This window comes from Paenibacillus sp. XP01 (genome assembly GCF_057364885.1).
The window spans coordinates 2,337,423-2,354,888 of record NZ_CP139481.1; the positions used below are offsets into that span (position 1 = coordinate 2,337,423).

At 49.2% G+C, this 17,466-nt stretch carries 20 protein-coding genes; all 20 read left to right on the forward strand.

Annotation, left to right across the window (positions count from 1 at the left end; genetic code table 11):
• Positions 1-453, forward strand: coding sequence for a flagellar export protein FliJ (gene fliJ, locus SNR34_RS10795; protein ID WP_236417081.1), 453 nt, complete (start codon positions 1-3; stop codon positions 451-453).
• Between the two features lie 47 nt (positions 454-500).
• Complete coding sequence (locus SNR34_RS10800; protein WP_236417082.1) at positions 501-1,439, forward strand: MotE family protein; 939 nt, start codon at positions 501-503, stop codon at positions 1,437-1,439.
• A 39-nt stretch (positions 1,440-1,478) separates the two neighbouring features.
• Entirely contained in the window at positions 1,479-2,861 is a 1,383-nt protein-coding gene (locus SNR34_RS10805) for a flagellar hook-length control protein FliK (RefSeq protein WP_486181870.1), read from the forward strand.
• Between the two features lie 19 nt (positions 2,862-2,880).
• The gene (locus SNR34_RS10810; RefSeq protein ID WP_343259529.1) at positions 2,881-3,444 is read left to right on the forward strand and encodes a flagellar hook capping FlgD N-terminal domain-containing protein; all 564 of its coding nucleotides are present in this window, start codon (positions 2,881-2,883) and stop codon (positions 3,442-3,444) included.
• Positions 3,441-3,824 carry a TIGR02530 family flagellar biosynthesis protein gene (locus SNR34_RS10815; RefSeq protein WP_339277460.1) on the forward strand — a complete coding sequence of 128 codons (384 nt, stop codon included), beginning with the start codon at positions 3,441-3,443 and terminating at the stop codon, positions 3,822-3,824. The genes SNR34_RS10810 and SNR34_RS10815 overlap by 4 nt, the downstream gene beginning before the upstream one ends.
• 81 nt (positions 3,825-3,905) lie before the next feature.
• Positions 3,906-4,721, forward strand: a complete 816-nt coding sequence (gene flgG / locus SNR34_RS10820) for a flagellar basal body rod protein FlgG (RefSeq protein WP_236417086.1) — start codon at positions 3,906-3,908, stop codon at positions 4,719-4,721.
• 68 nt (positions 4,722-4,789) lie between these two features.
• A complete protein-coding gene (locus SNR34_RS10825; RefSeq protein WP_236417088.1) occupies positions 4,790-5,011 on the forward strand; it encodes a flagellar FlbD family protein in 222 nt (73 codons plus the stop codon).
• Complete coding sequence (locus SNR34_RS10830; protein WP_343259528.1) at positions 5,011-5,463, forward strand: flagellar basal body-associated FliL family protein; 453 nt, start codon at positions 5,011-5,013, stop codon at positions 5,461-5,463. The genes SNR34_RS10825 and SNR34_RS10830 overlap by 1 nt, the downstream gene beginning before the upstream one ends.
• Positions 5,464-5,508: 45 nt before the next feature.
• On the forward strand, positions 5,509-6,507 hold the full coding sequence (gene fliM / locus SNR34_RS10835) for a flagellar motor switch protein FliM (protein WP_236417091.1): 999 nt from the start codon (positions 5,509-5,511) through the stop codon (positions 6,505-6,507).
• Positions 6,497-7,753, forward strand: a complete 1,257-nt coding sequence (gene fliY / locus SNR34_RS10840) for a flagellar motor switch phosphatase FliY (RefSeq protein ID WP_236417092.1) — start codon at positions 6,497-6,499, stop codon at positions 7,751-7,753. Before fliM ends, fliY begins: the two co-directional genes overlap by 11 nt.
• A 28-nt stretch (positions 7,754-7,781) precedes the next feature.
• A complete protein-coding gene (locus SNR34_RS10845) occupies positions 7,782-8,144 on the forward strand; it encodes a response regulator (protein ID WP_236417093.1) in 363 nt (120 codons plus the stop codon).
• An 8-nt stretch (positions 8,145-8,152) separates the two neighbouring features.
• Positions 8,153-8,689: a flagellar biosynthetic protein FliO gene (locus SNR34_RS10850; RefSeq protein WP_236417413.1), complete on the forward strand. Its 537-nt coding sequence runs from the start codon at positions 8,153-8,155 to the stop codon at positions 8,687-8,689.
• On the forward strand, positions 8,686-9,441 hold the full coding sequence (fliP, locus tag SNR34_RS10855; RefSeq protein WP_236417094.1) for a flagellar type III secretion system pore protein FliP: 756 nt from the start codon (positions 8,686-8,688) through the stop codon (positions 9,439-9,441). Before SNR34_RS10850 ends, fliP begins: the two co-directional genes overlap by 4 nt.
• A 25-nt stretch (positions 9,442-9,466) precedes the next feature.
• Positions 9,467-9,736: a flagellar biosynthesis protein FliQ gene (gene fliQ / locus SNR34_RS10860; protein ID WP_236417095.1), complete on the forward strand. Its 270-nt coding sequence runs from the start codon at positions 9,467-9,469 to the stop codon at positions 9,734-9,736.
• 10 nt (positions 9,737-9,746) lie between these two features.
• Positions 9,747-10,535: a flagellar biosynthetic protein FliR gene (fliR, locus tag SNR34_RS10865; protein WP_339277468.1), complete on the forward strand. Its 789-nt coding sequence runs from the start codon at positions 9,747-9,749 to the stop codon at positions 10,533-10,535.
• A 23-nt stretch (positions 10,536-10,558) separates the two neighbouring features.
• Positions 10,559-11,641 (forward strand): flagellar biosynthesis protein FlhB, encoded by a 1,083-nt coding sequence (gene flhB, locus SNR34_RS10870; protein WP_236417097.1) that lies wholly within the window; start codon positions 10,559-10,561, stop codon positions 11,639-11,641.
• 24 nt (positions 11,642-11,665) lie between these two features.
• Positions 11,666-13,699, forward strand: a complete 2,034-nt coding sequence (gene flhA, locus SNR34_RS10875; RefSeq protein WP_339277469.1) for a flagellar biosynthesis protein FlhA — start codon at positions 11,666-11,668, stop codon at positions 13,697-13,699.
• The gene (gene flhF / locus SNR34_RS10880) at positions 13,696-15,057 is read left to right on the forward strand and encodes a flagellar biosynthesis GTPase FlhF (RefSeq protein ID WP_486181871.1); all 1,362 of its coding nucleotides are present in this window, start codon (positions 13,696-13,698) and stop codon (positions 15,055-15,057) included. The genes flhA and flhF overlap by 4 nt, the downstream gene beginning before the upstream one ends.
• Positions 15,054-15,941 carry a MinD/ParA family protein gene (locus tag SNR34_RS10885; protein WP_236417103.1) on the forward strand — a complete coding sequence of 296 codons (888 nt, stop codon included), beginning with the start codon at positions 15,054-15,056 and terminating at the stop codon, positions 15,939-15,941. Before flhF ends, SNR34_RS10885 begins: the two co-directional genes overlap by 4 nt.
• A 33-nt stretch (positions 15,942-15,974) precedes the next feature.
• A complete protein-coding gene (locus tag SNR34_RS10890) occupies positions 15,975-17,438 on the forward strand; it encodes a chemotaxis protein CheB (protein WP_343259525.1) in 1,464 nt (487 codons plus the stop codon).
• Positions 17,439-17,466: the final 28 nt, after the last annotated feature.

A 17,466-nucleotide genomic window follows, 5' to 3' on the forward strand; every position in this document is an offset into this window, starting at 1 on the left:
ATGAAATTTCGATATCATTTCCAAAAGGTTGTCGACCTGAAAAGCAATGAAAAGACACAAGCGGAGTGGATGTTATCCACAGCCATCGGCAAACTTCAGACCGAGGAAGAGCATCTGTTGCAGCTGTTGAACGACAAACAGGAAGCCATTGAAGGGATTCAATCCGCAACGGCTGCTAAAGCTTCCGTGTCCAGTCTGCAGGAAATGCAGCGCTACATCCATCATCTCGATGAATGCATTTCCAGGAAAAGCGATGACGTGAAGCATGCTCAGGTTCATGTACAGCGGAATCAAACGTTTTTGAACGGTAAAATGGTGGACGAAAAAGTATGGCTCGAAGCGAGAGGGAAAGCCAAACTCAAGTTTCAGCAGGAGATGCTCCTCCGGGAACAGAACGATCTGGACGAGATGGCTACTGTGCGGTTCGCTGCGAAAGCCGGACGTGCGATTTGATACCGGTTCGCAAAAGCGGAGTTGTCTCGTGAAGGAGGAAATAGAAAATGGCTGTTAAAGACGAAGAGTTGGAAAAGGAGTCCGGCAGCGGTTGGGAAAAGTTTCTCATGATTTCCATCCCGATTGTGTTCACGGTGGTACTGCTCGGGGTGCTCTTGACCCTGTTCAATGTAGATGTTCGAAATAATCTGCTTGAGCTGGCCAACAAGGTTCCTGTCGTAAAAGATTGGGTTCCCGATCCCAAGCTGGATCCTGAAAAAGAAAAGCTTGAAAATAGCGAGAAGCAAGTGGAGAGCGCAGAAGCAACCATTGAGAAATTGAAGTCCGAGGTAGCCCAGAAAGAGACAGAGCTTCAAGCAGCCAAGGAAGCAACGGCAACCGAAACGCAAAAAGCCAGTGAGCTGCAAAAGAAACTCGATGAGGCGAGCAAGGCTGCCGAAGAAGCTGCCAAGTCTGCACCGGAAGAGGAGTCCGACTATCAGAAGCAAATCAAAAGTTTGGCGAAAATGTATGCGGCCATGAGTCCGAGCAAAGCTGCTCCGATTTTGCAAAACATGACGAACGAAGAAATGGTGCTTATGTTAAGTTCCATGCAGTCCAGCGCCCAAACGAAAATTTTGGAGAAAATGGATCCGAAAACGGCTGCCGATGTCACCATGATGATGAAAGACGCCAAACCTTCGGGTGATCTGGCCCTTGACGCATTGCAATCGAGGCTCAAAAAAGAGCAATCGGCATCGCAGACGACGACGGCAACGACATCCAAAAACCTGGACAAAAGCCAGTTGAGCCAAACCTTCTCCACCATGTCTGCTTCAAACGCAGCAACGCTTCTCTTGGAGACGTATAAACTGAGCCCTGACAAAACGTTGACGATTCTGAACTCGGTGGATGATGCCACCCGTTCCCGACTGCTGGAGAGCATGTCCAGCGCAGATTCGGCAGAAACAGCCAAAATTCTGAATCGTTTGATGGGCAACAAATAGAAAGGACCATCTCTCACGGAGAAGGGGGGTGAAAAAGAAATGTCGATGGTATATCAGATGACCTCCACGGCTCCATCGGGCAAAACAGCAGGAGCTTCTAAATCATCCGGAACATCTGCACCTGATGGTGTGACTGGAACGTTTGACCAAACGCTGACACAGTCCATGAACGGAGGCGTAGCAAACGCCAGCACATCCGAATCACCGGAATCGTTGTCTTCCAATCCGCTTGTATTTTCCTTTGCTTCATTGGAAGAAGGAGAACAAACATCATTGATGGAACTGCTAAGCTCGTTGTTTGACGATTTGGATTCGCTTGACGAAACTCTCGAGAACGATCCGACGCTCGCCGCGGAATTGCAATCCATCATCCAGCAGCTGTACGTTCTTTTGAATGGTGCTGAGACCGGGGAAACGGCGGATGAAAACGAAACGGTTCCGACGGAAGCGGCTGCGAGCAGCCCGCTTGCGATCCATCTGGAAGAACATCCGGCGGCGGCGCGGTTTGTGCTGCAGGATGTGCTTACGCAAATGGCGGCCAAGTTTACGGAGCCGGATGGCGCTGTTGTCAAAAACACGACCGAACTTAAACATTTGCTCCAAACCTTGCAGGATCGGCTGGATCAAGCAGGAGTTCCTTTGAACAGCAACAAAGGTTGGACCGAGCTGAAATCCATGGTGGATGCTTTTGCAGTAGTTAATGACCAGACAGAGGGAGCTCAATCCAATGCCGGGCAGTTCAAATCCAACGTTTCGGGACCGCAAAGCAATACGCTGACTTTGCAGTCTGCCATGGCGGATAATGCCAGTGAGGCGGGTGGTTCAATCGAATCGAGTGAAATTCAGCTGGATGGGGCCGATCAGAATCGCATCATTACGGCAGGAGAACTGTCCCTTAGATCGTCCGGAACGCTGGCAGCAAAGCCGGCAGAGCCGGTAATGCAGGCTTCACAATTCAGCAAGGAAATGACGCAATTTGTCATTAACAAACTGGATATCGTACATCAAAAGGGATTCTCGGAAGCGACGATCTCTCTTAGACCAGAGCATTTGGGCAAGCTGGATGTGCAGATTTCGATTCAAAATGGCCAACTCGTCGCCCGCTTCATGACAGAACACGCCATGGCCAAAGACATGATCGAGCAGCAGATGTCGCAGCTTCGGACTTCGCTGGTTGCACAAGGCATACAGGTAGAACGGATAGAGGTAACTCAAAACAGTTCGGTGGGGTCGCAAATGTATCAGGATGGCGGACGTCAGCCTGGGGGCAACTCCCGCGAACAACGGCGCTCGCGTGAACGTGAGGAACAGACCGACGATTCGATAACCGTTGCGAATTTGCAGGAAGAGCTGCGTAACTGGCGCAGCGAGCATGCAGAAGAGAGCGATCTTCCGCGCGATTCGTTTACAGCCAAGGCTTAATCAGGAATGAGGTGAAAGAATGGCTAACGAAATTTTTTCAACCAATGCCACCTGGCCCAACTATTCGGCTGCCAATAAAGCGACTACTAGTGCAGCAACCAAAGAGTTGGGTAAGGATCAATTTCTAAAAATCTTGATTACCCAGCTTCAAAACCAGGATCCGATGCAGCCCATGGAGGATAAGGAGTTCATTGCCCAAATGGCGCAGTTTAGTTCTGTGGAGCAGCTGGTCAATATCTCCTCCAAATTGGAGGCGTTGGGCAAATCCCTGGGCACTGTGTCCAGCATGATCGGCAAGGAAATCAGTTGGATTTCTTCCGGGAATACCAAAAATGACGATCTGAGCTGGAAAGCCGATAAGGACAAGGATGACAACGGAACGTTGCGCCAGGGCATTGTGGATTCCATCATCGTCAGAGATGGGGTTCAATATGCTAAAGTAGGCAACGACGAGATTAAATTGGATGAAATCATCCAGGTGTCAAACCCGAAAGAAGAAGAGGCAGAACCAGATAAAACGGATCCGGATAATAAGCAAGATGCTTCGTCCGAAGAACCTGCATCCGGTGGGAATGCGTCATGACGGATCGGATGACGGTTGGTCAACTCTATGCAGGAGCCTTGACACCAAACTTGCTGCACCGAACGAAGCAGGGGGAGCATGCAGGTCCATCCGAACGGCCTTTTGCGGAGCTGCTTGATGAACATCTGCTCAAATTAAGCAACCACGCTGCGAAAAGGCTTGAACAGCGAGGCATTGAGCTTGGAAGCGAGCAGATGGAGCAGATTGGTTCTGCGCTGGATAAGGCTGCTGCCAAAGGTGCTAAAGAGTCTCTTATATTAATGCAGGATATGGCGTTTATCGTTAATGTTCAAAATCGCACTGTTGTTACAGCCTTGGATAGCAAAAGCATGAAAGACAATGTGTTCACCCAGATCGACAGTGCTGTAATTATTTCTTAACCGGCTGGCCCATTCTCGGGAGCCGAAATGCCGCTGACCGACTGATGCGGCACCAAATAGAGGCTGGGAGGTTTTATTAACATGTTGAAATCGATGTACTCGGGCGTTTCCGGGATGCGGGGCTTTCAAACCAAACTTGACGTCATTGGTAACAATATCGCAAACGTGAACACGGTAGGTTTTAAAGGAAGCCGTGTCATGTTCAAAGACATCATGAGTCAAACGACTGCCGGGGTAACCGCGCCAACCGACGACAACGCCGGGGTTAACGCGAAACAAATCGGTCTGGGCGTTTCGATCGGCTCGATTGACACGCTTCACCTGGCAGGAAGTCCGCAAACGACGAACAATCCCACGGATTTGCGAATTAACGGGGATGGATTCTTTTTGGTATCCATGGGCGGAGACCAAGAGGTGCCCTTTTTAACTCGTGCGGGCGATTTTCATGTTGACGCAGCCCGGAATCTGGTTACTTCGGATGGGTTGTATGTGTTGGACAGTGAAGGTCAGCCCATTACGATCGGTGATGACGTGGTGTCTTTTACCATTGCCCAAAACGGCACGATTAACACAACGATGGCTGACGGCACGGTTGAAGGCGAAATACAAATCGGCATAGGCAAGGTGATTAACCCTGAAGGGTTAGAGAAAATCGGTGGGAACCTGTATCGGATAACGGCAAATGCCAATCCGGAAGGGGCCATCGAAAATCTGACAGCAAACGATCCGGAGAACGGTACAGGAGCCATTATTGCCGGCCAGCTTGAGATGTCCAACGTTGAATTGACGAGCGAATTCACGGAAATGATCGTTGCCCAACGTGGTTTCCAGGCGAATTCGCGGATCATTACGACTTCTGACGAAATCCTTCAGGAAGTTGTTAACTTGAAACGATAATTACGGGATGGCTAATTTGTAGGGTGTGGGGGAGTTGCCTCCTCCACCCCTGATCAAGGGGGCTTAGCATGATTTCGGTTACGCGGTTAAACGGTTCTCCCATGTGGCTGAATGCACTGATGGTTGAGATTGTGGAAGAGACGCCGGATACGTATATTACGTTGGTTACTGGAAAAAGGCTGATCGTGCTCGAGAAGGCGGAAGAGGTCGTTTCCAAAATTAAGGAATATAACCGTGAAATCGGAGTCCAGGCAGCCACCATCAAAGTGCAGCAAACGGAGGAGTCCTGATGAAAAAAGTATTGCCTTGGATCGCTGTCGCACTGCTTGCGATCACATTGATTGTCGTTGTGGCCTTCGTATTTTTGCAAGGACAAAACGATCCGAAGAAAGAAACAAGCGCGGCGGTTGAGAAAAAGTTGACTGCCGACGAGATTGTGGAAGTGTCTTCAGAGATTACCGGAATCAAAACCAATTTGGCGGGCAACAACACTATCGTTTCGGTGAACGTTGTCTTCGAATTGAAAGATGCCAAAGCAAAAGAAGATTTCGAGAAAATCAAAGACCTTGTCGTCAAACCGATCATCATTCAGGCTTTTGCAGATACGCAGCCGGAAGAGCTTGATGGAGCAGAGCGCCGTTCCGAATTCAACAAAAAGCTGACCAAACTCATCAACGAAGCTTTGCCTGAACCGAATTTGACCAAAGCAACTTTCAATGATTTTACAGTGGCATCACTGTAATGAATATGATCAGAACTTGCTGTAAGCCTGTAAGGGGGTGAGAACATGGTGGATGTATTATCACAGAATGAGATTGACGCCCTATTAGCTGCCCTATCTTCTGGAGAGATGGACGCAGAGGAACTAAAAAAGGAAGAAACTCAGAAGAAAGTTAGATCTTATGACTTCAAACGGGCGGTGCGTTTTTCCAAAGACCATATTCGAAGCCTGACTCGTATTCATGAAAATTTTGCACGCTTTCTCACCACTTATTTTTCAGCCCAATTGCGGACGTTCGTTCAGATTAATGTCGTTCAGGTTGAGCAGCTGCCTTATGATGAGTTTATTCGCTCCATACCCAAGATGACGATTTTGAACATTTTTGAAGCAGAGCCTTTGCAGGGACGCATGGTGCTCGAGGTTCATCCTAACGTAGGCTATGCCATGCTGGATCGGTTGTTGGGTGGTCCGGGAACTGCGCCGGTCAAAATATCTTCCATGACTGAAATCGAAACGACCATATTGGAACGGATTTTCAGCCGTGCGTTTGAAAGTTTGCAGGAAGCATGGAAAACGGTGCTCGATATTACACCGCGGTTGGAAGCCATGGAAACCAATCCGCAATTCATGCAGATTGTGTCGCCGAATGAAACCATCGCGCTGATCTCGCTTAGCACCAAAATCGGTGACACCACGGGTATGATCAATTTGTGTATTCCGCATGTCGTTCTGGAGCCCATTATGTCACGTCTTTCGACTCATCAATGGTTTGTTTCCGAGAGGAAAACGAGAGCTCCTGAAGAGTACGAGGCGCTCAAGGAACGCGTAAACAAGGCGAAACTGCCGTTGGTCGCTGAACTGGGAGAATCGCGGATTTCAGTCTCCGAGTTTCTGGGTTTGTCCGTTGGCGACGTAATTACGTTAAACAAGCCGGTTGATCAGGGTTTATCCATTAAAGTGGGGGATCGCTTGAAATATTACGGCAGTCCTGGAACGATAAAAGACCGCGTGGCTGTACAGATCGACGAAATTGTCACCGAAGGAGTTGAAGAGTTTGACGAGTAAGGATTATTTGTCGCAGGAAGAGATTGATGCATTGCTCCGGCAGTCCGAATCCATGAACAGCTCGGAGCCGCTGCCAAAGACCGTGGATGACTTTTTGACTGACCTGGAGCAGGATGCTCTGGGCGAGATCGGAAACATTACATTCGGCAGCGCGGCAACCGCGTTATCCACATTGCTTGGACTTAAAGTAGATATCACGACACCAAAGGTGTCGATCATCAGCCGTTCCCAGTTCGAAACGGCGTTTCCCAAACCGCATGTGGCAGTACACGTCAACTATGTGGATGGATTTGAAGGAATTAATTCGCTGGTCATCAAAAAGCGGGATGCCCAGGTGATTGCAGACCTGATGCTTGGTGGCGAAGGAAATCCGGCGGATGAAGAATTGAACGAGATTCATATCAGCGCCGTACAGGAAGCGATGAACCAGATGATGGGCTCATCGGCGACTTCCATGTCAACGATCTTTAATCGGTTCGTTAACATTTCGCCGCCAGGCATTGATATCCTCAACATGGAAAGCGGCGAAGGTGTAAACAGCTTGCCTGATGATGAGACGCTGATCCAAGTGTCCTTCAGATTGATGATCGGGGATCTGATCGATTCGACGTTGATGCAGCTGCTGCCTGTGCATTTTGCAAAGAGCATGGTCGAAATGCTGATCGGTGGCGCACAGGAGTCCACCGCAGGAGCACCTGTGCAATCGGACCCGCTGCCGGCATCCGCCCCAGCACCGGCTGCCCAGGAACCAGCCGCCCCGGCACCGCAGCCTGCGACACCGCCGCAGATGCCGCCACAGCAGCCAATGCCGGACTATGGTTACGGACAAGCTCCCATGGGGATGCCGCCGCAACAACCATATCCAATGCAGCCGCAGCAACCTTACGGAACGCCGCAGCACTATGGCGGCATGCCGAACCGGAATGTGAACGTGCAGCCCGTGCAATTCGCCAATTTGCAGAATGGCGCATACGGACAGGTTGACGAAAATAATTTGAATTTATTGATGGACATTCCCCTTAAAGTCACCGTAGAATTAGGAAGGACCCAGAAGCAAATTAAGGATATATTGGAACTGTCGCAAGGTTCGATTATCGAGCTGGACAAGCTTGCCGGCGAACCTGTCGATATTTTGGTGAATAACAAGCTGATCGCCAAGGGGGAAGTTGTCGTCATTGATGAGAACTTTGGCGTTCGGGTTACGGATATCGTAAGCCAATGGGACCGGATTCAGAAATTACAATAAGCACAATTTAGGGAGGACTTGAATCAAGATGGCAAACCGAATTTTAGTCGTGGACGACGCTGCATTTATGAGAATGATGATCCGGGACATTTTGTCCAAAAACGGATACGAGGTCGTTGGCGAGGCTCAGGATGGAGCACAGGCAATCGAGAAGTTCAAGGAGCTTCGTCCGGATCTGATCACGATGGATATCACTATGCCTGAGATGGATGGAATCGCGGCTTTGAAGGAAATCAAAAAAATCGATGCCAACGCTAAAGTCATTATGTGCTCCGCGATGGGACAACAGGCCATGGTTATCGATGCCATTCAAGCGGGAGCTAAAGATTTCATCGTCAAGCCGTTCCAGTCTGACCGGGTTATCGAAGCGATCAGCAAGACGCTGGGTTAGGATACATGATGAATTCACAGGACGGGAGTATGGGAGCTGGCGCTGGTCTCAATTATTATATGCAGCTTGTATGGGTAATTGTGGTCCTAGCCGTCATCCTGGTCCTAATCGTTTATTTGCTCCGCTTTTTGAACAAGCGGAATCAGCAGTGGTTTCGAAAAGGAACGGTTCGCATTTTGGGTGGAATCGGTCTGGGATCTCAGAAATCGCTGCAGATTGTAGAAATTGGCGGTCGTGTTTATTTGCTTGGTGTGGGAAATGACATACAGCTGCTGGACAAAATCTCGGATGCCGAAGAAGCGCAAGAAATCATCGACGCTTTTGAGCGGGAAGCCGTGGCACAGCGCGGCAACCTGTCGCCTCTCATCACCAAGCTGGCATCCCGCTTGCGCAAGGAAGAACCTCCGCGAGAGATAGAGCTTGAGGATACGGCGTCATTCCATGAACTGTTTGAATCCAAGCTTCGGCAGATGCCCAATCGCAAAGACAAGATGGAGAAGCTTCTGGAAAAAGACATTACTACAGATCGGTCGAGGGATTCATGAAGAAGAAGATTTGGATAGCATGCAGCCTGATGGCTCTGATCAGCCTTGCATCCGTGACGATCGCTTTTGCGGAGCCGATTCCGAATATCGATATTCAAATCGGCGGAGGAGATGGTTCTGCGCCAGGAACGAGCTCGCTTTCCCTGATCCTGCTGATTACGGTATTGAGTATTGCACCTGCCATATTGGTATTGATGACCAGCTTCACGCGGATTGTGATCGTTCTCGGTTTTGTGCGGACGTCCCTCGGGACGCAGCAGATGCCGCCGAACCAGGTGCTTGTGGGTCTTGCGCTTTTCATGACGTTATTCATCATGTCGCCGACGCTGTCCTCCATTAATCAGGTTGCGCTCCAACCATACCTGAAGGGAGATCTTACACAGACCGAAGCGCTTGAGAAAGCTGCAGACCCCATCAAAAAGTTTATGTTTACCCACACTAGGGAAAAAGACCTATTGCTTTTCATGAAATACAATCAAGCCGAGAAACCTGAGACCTATCAGGATATTCCGATTACCGTAATGGTACCGGCATATGCAATCAGTGAGCTGAAAACAGCATTCCAGATGGGGTTCATGATATTCATTCCATTTTTGGTCATAGACATCGTCATTTCAAGTACGCTTATGGCAATGGGGATGATGATGCTTCCGCCGGTTATGATCTCGCTACCGTTTAAAATACTGTTATTCGTTCTCGTGGACGGATGGTATCTGGTTGTGAAATCACTATTGCTGAGCTTCAACACTTGAGCCGGAATGTTAAAGGAGGACGGTCATGACTTCGGAGTTTATTATCGGTCTGGCCGGGAGAGCGGTTTATACTTCACTGCTGGCCAGCGCGCCCATGCTTATACTTGCCCTGGTTGTAGGTCTTATTATTAGTGTGTTCCAAGCAACAACCCAAATTCAGGAGCAAACCTTGGCCTTTGTGCCCAAAATTATTGCCGTATTGCTCGCAGTCCTCTTGTTTGGACCCTGGATTTTGAATATTTTGGTCGATTTTACGTCCAACATTCTTGAAAATCTTTACAGATATATCGGGTAGGCTTTGAACAATGGAGACGTTGCTGCAAAGTTTTCCTGTTGCTCTGCTTATGTTTTGTCGAATTGCATCATTTTTTGTAACTGCACCTGTCTTTTCGTCCCGAAATGTGCCTAACACTTTAAAAATAGGACTTTCGGCGTTCGTTACGTTGACCGTATATCTGGCATATGGCGTGAATCAAACCGTACCTGCTGATCTGAGTTACATCTTGCTTGTATTTAGAGAGATATTGATCGGACTGCTGCTGGGGTTTGTGGGATATTTGTTCATCACGGCCGTGCAGACGGCAGGAGCGTTTATCGATATCCAAATCGGCTTTGGTATGGCGAATGTTTACGATCCGATGACAGGAGCATCTGCGCCCCTTACCGGTAACTTCAAGTATGCTTTCGCTGTGTTGTTGTTCTTGACGATGAACGGGCACCATTATTTGCTGGACGCCATTGTATACAGTTATCGATGGATTCCGTTATCCAATGCGTTTTTCCTTACGGTTGCCAATGGAAGCATTGCAGAGTTTTTGATCCGGGCATTGGGTGAGGCGTTCATGCTTGCCTTTCAGATGTCTGCGCCGATTGTCGTTTCCTTGTTCCTGACGGATGTCGGGCTGGGTTTTCTGGCGAAAACCGCGCCGCAGTTCAATGTCTTTGCCGTGGGCATGCCTCTCAAAATACTGGTGGGAATTGCTATATTGTTGCTGGTCGTTCCGAGCTTTTCCTACGTGTTCGGTCAACTGTTCGAAGTCATGTTCAGATCCATGGAGCAATTGCTTGGGACCATCGGACAAAGGCCGGTCTGAGTGAAATGGAGGGCTCAATCCGAATGAAATACCAACTTGATCTCCAGTTGTTTTCAGGGGAAAAGACGGAAAAGGCAACCCCCAAAAAGAGACAGGATACCCGAAAAAAGGGCCAAGTGGCCAAGAGCATGGAAGTTTCGGGAGCGGCTATATTGTTATGCGCATTTTTGGTCATGCTGGTGTTTAGCGATTTTTATAAAGAGCGGATCGTACGTTTGTTTACCGACATTTTTATCAATCGCCTGAGCATGGATATCACTTCCGAAAATGTGGTCGCCATGATGATGCGATACGGGATTGAGGTCTTGCTGCTGCTCGCGCCGGTTTTTCTGGTCGTCGTGCTTGTGGCACTGATCGTCAATTACATACAGGTTGGTTTCCTGATGATCGGAGAAGGGCTTAAACCCAAACTGGAGAAACTTGATCCGATCAAAGGGTTCAAAAACATTTTTTCCTTGCGTTCTTTGGTTGAATTCGCCAAATCCATTCTAAAAATGCTTATCATCGGTTATCTCGTATATAGCACGATCATAGGGTATCAATCGGAAATAGCCTCGCTTGCCCATGTTTCATTGGACGCCATTTTGCATTTTGCCGCAAAGCTGGTCATGGATTTGGGAATCAAAACGGCGGTTGCCCTGATGGTGCTGGCTATCTTTGATTATATCTATCAGAAATACGAATATGAGAAAAACATCCGCATGTCCAAACAAGATATCAAAGATGAGTATAAAAAAATGGAAGGCGACCCGTTGATTAAAGGCAAGATTCGGGAACGCCAGCGCAGAATGGCCATGCAGCGAATGATGCAGGAAGTACCCAATGCGGATGTAATTATTACGAACCCTACGCATTTCGCGGTGGCACTGAAATACGAAGGTTCCGAGATGGAGGCACCCCAAGTGATCGCCAAAGGTCAGGACTACGTCGCTTTACGGATTAAGGAAATCGCCAAGGAGAACGGTGTCATTACCATGGAAAACAAACCGCTGGCACGGGCATTGTTCCAAAGAGCCGAGATTGGCGACGCGATACCGGCCGACTTGTTTCAAGCGGTAGCCGAAGTGCTGGCGTATGTATATAAATTAAAGGGCAGAACGAAATAAAAGGGATCGGAGGCCGTACATTCATTGAAAACTAAAGATATTGCCGTCCTAGCGGGGATCATTGGCATCGTGTTGATGATGATTCTCCCGATCCCACTCTGGCTGCTGGACTTGCTGCTCGTGGTCAACATCTCCATCGCCCTGATGATCTTGCTTGTTGCAATGAACAGCAAAGAGGCGCTGCAGTTTTCGATCTTCCCGGCTTTGTTGCTCATTACAACACTGTTTCGGCTTGCGCTGAATATTTCGACAACCAAGCTGATTTTGGGAGAGGGCGAGGCAGGGTCCGTTGTGGCTACCTTCGGTAGCTGGATTGCCGGTGGACAGATTGCGATTGGTTTCATCGTATTCCTTATTCTCGTCGTTGTTCAGTTTATCGTCATTACCAAAGGTTCAGAGCGCGTAGCCGAAGTAGCTGCCCGCTTCACGCTCGATGCGATGCCAGGTAAACAGATGAGTATCGATGCGGATTTAAATGCCGGTTTGATCAATGAACAGCAGGCGCGCGAACGCCGCTCCAAGATTGAACGCGAAGCGGATTTCTATGGAGCGATGGATGGTGCAAGTAAATTTGTCAAAGGTGATGCCATTGCGAGCATCATCATCCTGATCATCAACCTCGTCGGCGGATTCATTATCGGTATGACGGTCCATGGGCTTTCTTTTGCCGAGGCCTTGTCCACGTATTCCGTTCTGACGATCGGTGATGGATTGGTCAGCCAGATTCCTGCACTACTGATTTCGACGGCAGCGGGTCTGATTGTCACGCGGGCATCTTCGGAGGGCAACCTTGCCGATGATATTACCGGACAATTGTTCTCATACCCGATTCTCATTTACATTGTAGCGTTCGTCGTTGCCATGCTGGGGTTCTTTACGCCAATTCATACCGTTACGACATTGCCTCTTGCCGGGTTGCTTGCTTTCGCTGCATGGAGAATGCAGAACAACCTTAACCTGAAGCAAGAAGCCGAGGTACAGATGGAAGAGGAACAACAGATTGAGGAAGTCCGAAGTCCGGAAAGTGTCATCAACCTTCTTCAGGTGGATCCGATTGAATTCGAATTCGGCTATGGTTTGATTCCGCTTGCTGACAACCAGCAGGGTGGGGATTTATTGGATCGGATTATCATGATCCGGAGACAGTGCGCGCTTGAATTAGGGCTTGTCGTGCCGGTCATCCGCATTCGCGATAATATCCAGCTCAGGCCTAACGAATACGTGATTAAAATCAAAGGCAATGTTGTTGGCGGCGGGGAACTGCTTCTGAATCATTACCTGGCGATGAGTCCGGGATATGAGGATGAATCCATCACAGGAATCGAAACGACGGAGCCTGCCTTCGGCCTTCCTGCGCTATGGATTGATGAAGTCGCGAAAGACCGGGCTGAATTGGCTGGATATACGGTTGTCGATCCACCGTCTGTCGTGGCCACCCATTTGACCGAGTTGATTAAAAAACATGCCCACGAATTGCTTGGAAGACAAGAAACGAAAGCGCTTGTGGACAATCTCAGGGAAAATTATGCCGCGCTTGTGGACGAGCTTATTCCTTCCGTTCTTGGCATCGGCGATGTACAGAAAGTGTTAGCCAAACTGCTGCGCGAAAAGATATCCATTCGGGATATGGTTACGATTTTCGAAACGCTGGCTGATTACGGCACATACACGAAAGATCCTGATGTGCTTACGGAATATGTACGCCAATCGCTCTCGCGTCAAATTACCCAGCAATTTTCGCAAAAGGGCGAAACGCTGCGTGTCATTACAGTGGGTCCGGGCCTGGAAAAAAAGATTGCCGAAAGCGTGCAGCAATCCGATCAAGGAAGCTATCTTGCATTGGATCCGGCCTCGACTCAAAATGTGTATCAAAAACTGACCGAACAGGTCAACCGGGTCATTCAATCCGGACAACAGCCTGTCGTGTTGACATCGCCGACGATTCGTATGTATTTGCGGCAGGTTATTGAACGCACGATGCAGGATATTCCTGTGCTTTCCTATAGCGAGTTGGAACCGAATGTTGAAATTCAAAGTGTCGGGGTGGTGAACCTATGAGAGTAAAACAATATGTCGTTGAGACCATGCCCGAAGCGATGCTTCAAATTCGGAAAGACTTGGGAAGCGACGCCGTCATTCTGTCTACCAAAGAAGTCAAGGTTGGCGGCGTTCTCGGAATGTTTCGCAAAAAAAGAATTGAGGTTGTCGCCGCAATAGAAAAGGAAGAGAAGGGGGATGCGGGTCGGCAGGTCACCGTACCGTCCGCGTCTTCGGTCCCCTTGGTACCTCGGACGCGAGTTCCTGAGGCTTATCGTCAAACAGCGAGTTCTTTTGCCCAGGATTTCGAGAAAAAAGTTTCGCCACAGGAAGAAAATCCGGAAATAAAAAGTGATCAAGTAGAAGAAATGCGTTCTGCGCCTGAACAAAACGATTTGGGCAGGGGAGCTGCAGGTGCTGCTCCGGGTTCAGACGTCGAAGATAAACCGCGACCGGAAGGGGCGGATTTTTCGGTTTCAACGTCTGAAACGAATCAGCAATCGGGCGAAACGCATGAACTGATGGCAGAGCTACGTGATATCAAACGGATGATGAATAGGCTTGCACAGCAGGGAACAGCAGCTGATTCATTTCCGGAAGACCTGGCTTCATTAAAGGATCGTTTGCAGGATCAGGAACTGTGGTCCGAACTCTCGGACAAATGGTTCGAAGAGGTGCTAAATAACATGGAGGAAAACGAGTTGGATCCAGAAGGCGCAAGGAGAGCGGTTCAGCAGGAAATTGTACGCTTTCTGATTGAGCGCATCGATGAAGGAATCCGACCCCATACCCGCATTGTCTATGTTGCCGGCCCTACCGGAGTAGGAAAAACAACGACGATTGCCAAGCTGGCGGCGGAGCAGATGTTCAACAAGCAGAGGAAAGTAGGTTTCATCACGTCCGATACCTATCGGATTTCGGCAGTAGAACAGCTCAGAACCTATGCATCCATTCTCAATGTTCCGCTGGAGGTCGTGCAGTCACCGGGAGATACGCAACGTGCTATCTCAAGGCTTCAGGAATGCGATCTGATCTTTATGGATACGGCAGGTAGAAACTATCGGAATGAATTGCTGGTTTCCGAGCTCCAGAGTCTGCTTGCGCCCGTGGAGCATAGCGAGACCTACCTGGTCATCAGCTTGACGTCGAAAAGCAGGGACATGATTGAAATTGCGAATCATTTCAGCAAATATGGGCTGGACAAAGTGATTTTCACGAAAATGGATGAAACCGGAAGTTATGGCCCGATGTTCAATCTGCTGCATCAATTTCCGATCAAGCTGGCATACCTGACCAATGGTCAGAATGTCCCGGATCATCTGTTGAAGCCCGATGCGGATCAATTGGCTGACATGTTGTTGGGAGAAACGAAGCAATGAAAGATCAGGCATCTTCACTTCGAAAAATGGCTTCTGCCCCGCAGGACCACAAGGAGCCCGTGCGCGGTAGTCGTGCAGCCAGGCTGATCACGGTGGCCAGCGGCAAGGGCGGGGTGGGAAAATCCAACTTCACGCTGAATTTTGCGCTGTCTCTGCAAACGCTTGGCCGAAAAGTCCTTGTGTTTGATGCAGATATAGGGATGGCCAACATCGATGTTTTGATGGGTGCGTCGTCTACCTATAATTTGTATCATTTGTTATACCGAAAAAAGACCATCCATGAAATCGTGCAGCTGGGAGCAAATGGTTTGCCATATATCGCTGGTGGATCGGGCATGCAAGAATTGTTTTCGTTGTCAGATCGGGATTTGGAATACTTTGCTGCCCAAGTGGATGAGATTGCCCAGCACGTGGATTATATTATTTTTGACACCGGAGCCGGACTTTCCAAGGAAAATATGAAATTTATCGAAGCTGCCGATGAGTGCTTGATTGTCACCACTCCTGAACCAACTTCCATTACCGACGCTTATGCTTTAATGAAAATCATTCATGGTCAGGAAAAGGTGACTCCCTTTCGACTGGTCGTTAACCGGGTGGATGACGAGCAGGAAGCTGGACGGGTGGCAGAAAAGCTGGCAGGGGTAGCCAAAAGGTTTCTGCATGCGGATATTCCGCTGCTAGGATCTATCTCGGAGGATCCCCAAGTGAGCAAAGCGGTGAAGAGGCAGGTGCCGTACTCCTTGGCCTATCCGAATGCCAGAGCTTCAAGGGATATACAGCGCCTCGCACTTCGTTATTTAGCCGTTCCTTCGGCAGCCGAATCCGAAACCTTGACAGGAATCAGGGGATTTATGCAAAAGTGGCTCAGGAAAACAACATGATTTCTGAATAAGGAAACAGGGGTGTGAAACAAGATGGCGGTGTATCAAGTATTGGTTGTCGATGATTCCGCTTTTATGCGCAAAATTGTTTCCGATTTGATTGAAGCGGATCCGGAATTCAAGGTTGCGGCAACCGCTTCAAACGGTAGAGAGGCGATACAAAAATCGTTGGATTTAAAACCCGATATCATCACTATGGACGTTGAAATGCCGGAAATGAACGGGCTTGATGCGCTCAAGTCCATCATGAAGCATTTTTATGTTCCGGTCATTATGTTGTCGGGTATTAATGAACAAGGCATGAAAGAAACCATTATGGCTCTTGAAGCCGGAGCGTTTGATTTTATCCGCAAACCGTCCGTCTCCCAGGATCATGACATTCAGGATGTGGGGAAAGCGCTGATCGAACGGATGCGTGCGGCCATGGATGAGATCAAACAAAGGGAGAAACGCAGGGCGGCCGCTATTCAAAAAAGGGAAGAGGCCCAGATGATCCGTTTGGATCCTCCAACTGTGCAGGCTCCACAGTCAGAAACCAAAAAAGCCAATGAGAAAGCAGGCGATGCAACCAAAAAGCCAGCCATGCAGGCTGAACTGGTCAAACGTGCGCCGAGCGAGAACAATGAAAAGTTACGGATTCCTCCAAAGCCGATCCAATCATCGGCTAAGGATTCGAAGGCGAGTAAGCAACCAGCAGCCCCTAAAAGCAAACCGGCGCTTCAAACGGATGTTACCCGTGAACCAGGCGAAACGCACTCAACCAAACGGTCACAGCCGACTCGGATGCCTCAAGAGATTCGTCCTAATGTATCAACGCGCATTGTGTCCGATCAGGTTGCAGCTGCTTCGGCAAGCGACAATGCCAAAGGGGCCGCGCAAGCCGTGCCGGCTAGGAAACAGCTTTCCGGCTTAGAGGGGTCCTTTAATAAGATTATCGCAATCGGTTGCTCGACAGGAGGGCCGCGCGCCCTTAAAACATTGCTCGAGCAACTGCCGGCCGATTTGCCCGCACCTGTTGTCATTGTGCAGCACATGCCGCCCAACTTTACACGTTCTCTGGCTCAGCGCCTGAATACATTCAGCCCGCTGCAGGTGGTCGAGGCCGAAGAAGGCATGGTTTTACAAAAAGGAACGGCTTATATTGCACCAGGCGGATACCATCTGAAGGTCAACAAGAGCGTAGACGGAAAGTATGTCGTAAAGTTGACCGAAGAGCAGCCTGTTAACGGGCATAGACCGTCAGTGGATACGATGTTCGAGTCATTGATGGACTTTGCTTCGCTGCAAAGGCATCTGGTTCTCTTGACCGGCATGGGGAGCGACGGAGCCCGGATGATGAAAAAGATGTACGATGCCGGGGTGACGTCTACCTTTGCAGAGAACGAAGAAACATGTGTTGTGTACGGTATGCCGCGTTCGGCAGTCGAGCTGCAATGTGTGCGACATCTTCTGCCACTGCAGGGGATCGCACCGAAACTTGTTCAAGCTGTGAAATAAACGGAGTGTAACTCATGGAGGAGGTGCC

What these genes read in the sequence shown, in the direction of transcription:
- fliM (WP_236417091.1), top strand. Translation starts at nt 5,509, where the DNA reads ATGGTGGATGTATTATCACAGAATGAGATTGACGCCCTATTAGCTGCC.
- SNR34_RS10825 (WP_236417088.1), top strand. Translation starts at nt 4,790, where the DNA reads ATGATTTCGGTTACGCGGTTAAACGGTTCTCCCATGTGGCTGAATGCA.
- SNR34_RS10845 (WP_236417093.1), top strand. Translation starts at nt 7,782, where the DNA reads ATGGCAAACCGAATTTTAGTCGTGGACGACGCTGCATTTATGAGAATG.
- SNR34_RS10810 (WP_343259529.1), top strand. Translation starts at nt 2,881, where the DNA reads ATGGCTAACGAAATTTTTTCAACCAATGCCACCTGGCCCAACTATTCG.
- fliR (WP_339277468.1), top strand. Translation starts at nt 9,747, where the DNA reads ATGGAGACGTTGCTGCAAAGTTTTCCTGTTGCTCTGCTTATGTTTTGT.
- flhF (WP_486181871.1), top strand. Translation starts at nt 13,696, where the DNA reads ATGAGAGTAAAACAATATGTCGTTGAGACCATGCCCGAAGCGATGCTT.
- SNR34_RS10815 (WP_339277460.1), top strand. Translation starts at nt 3,441, where the DNA reads ATGACGGATCGGATGACGGTTGGTCAACTCTATGCAGGAGCCTTGACA.
- fliJ (WP_236417081.1), top strand. Translation starts at nt 1, where the DNA reads ATGAAATTTCGATATCATTTCCAAAAGGTTGTCGACCTGAAAAGCAAT.
- fliP (WP_236417094.1), top strand. Translation starts at nt 8,686, where the DNA reads ATGAAGAAGAAGATTTGGATAGCATGCAGCCTGATGGCTCTGATCAGC.
- SNR34_RS10885 (WP_236417103.1), top strand. Translation starts at nt 15,054, where the DNA reads ATGAAAGATCAGGCATCTTCACTTCGAAAAATGGCTTCTGCCCCGCAG.
- flgG (WP_236417086.1), top strand. Translation starts at nt 3,906, where the DNA reads ATGTTGAAATCGATGTACTCGGGCGTTTCCGGGATGCGGGGCTTTCAA.
- flhB (WP_236417097.1), top strand. Translation starts at nt 10,559, where the DNA reads ATGAAATACCAACTTGATCTCCAGTTGTTTTCAGGGGAAAAGACGGAA.
- SNR34_RS10830 (WP_343259528.1), top strand. Translation starts at nt 5,011, where the DNA reads ATGAAAAAAGTATTGCCTTGGATCGCTGTCGCACTGCTTGCGATCACA.
- SNR34_RS10890 (WP_343259525.1), top strand. Translation starts at nt 15,975, where the DNA reads ATGGCGGTGTATCAAGTATTGGTTGTCGATGATTCCGCTTTTATGCGC.
- fliQ (WP_236417095.1), top strand. Translation starts at nt 9,467, where the DNA reads ATGACTTCGGAGTTTATTATCGGTCTGGCCGGGAGAGCGGTTTATACT.
- SNR34_RS10800 (WP_236417082.1), top strand. Translation starts at nt 501, where the DNA reads ATGGCTGTTAAAGACGAAGAGTTGGAAAAGGAGTCCGGCAGCGGTTGG.
- SNR34_RS10805 (WP_486181870.1), top strand. Translation starts at nt 1,479, where the DNA reads ATGTCGATGGTATATCAGATGACCTCCACGGCTCCATCGGGCAAAACA.
- SNR34_RS10850 (WP_236417413.1), top strand. Translation starts at nt 8,153, where the DNA reads ATGAATTCACAGGACGGGAGTATGGGAGCTGGCGCTGGTCTCAATTAT.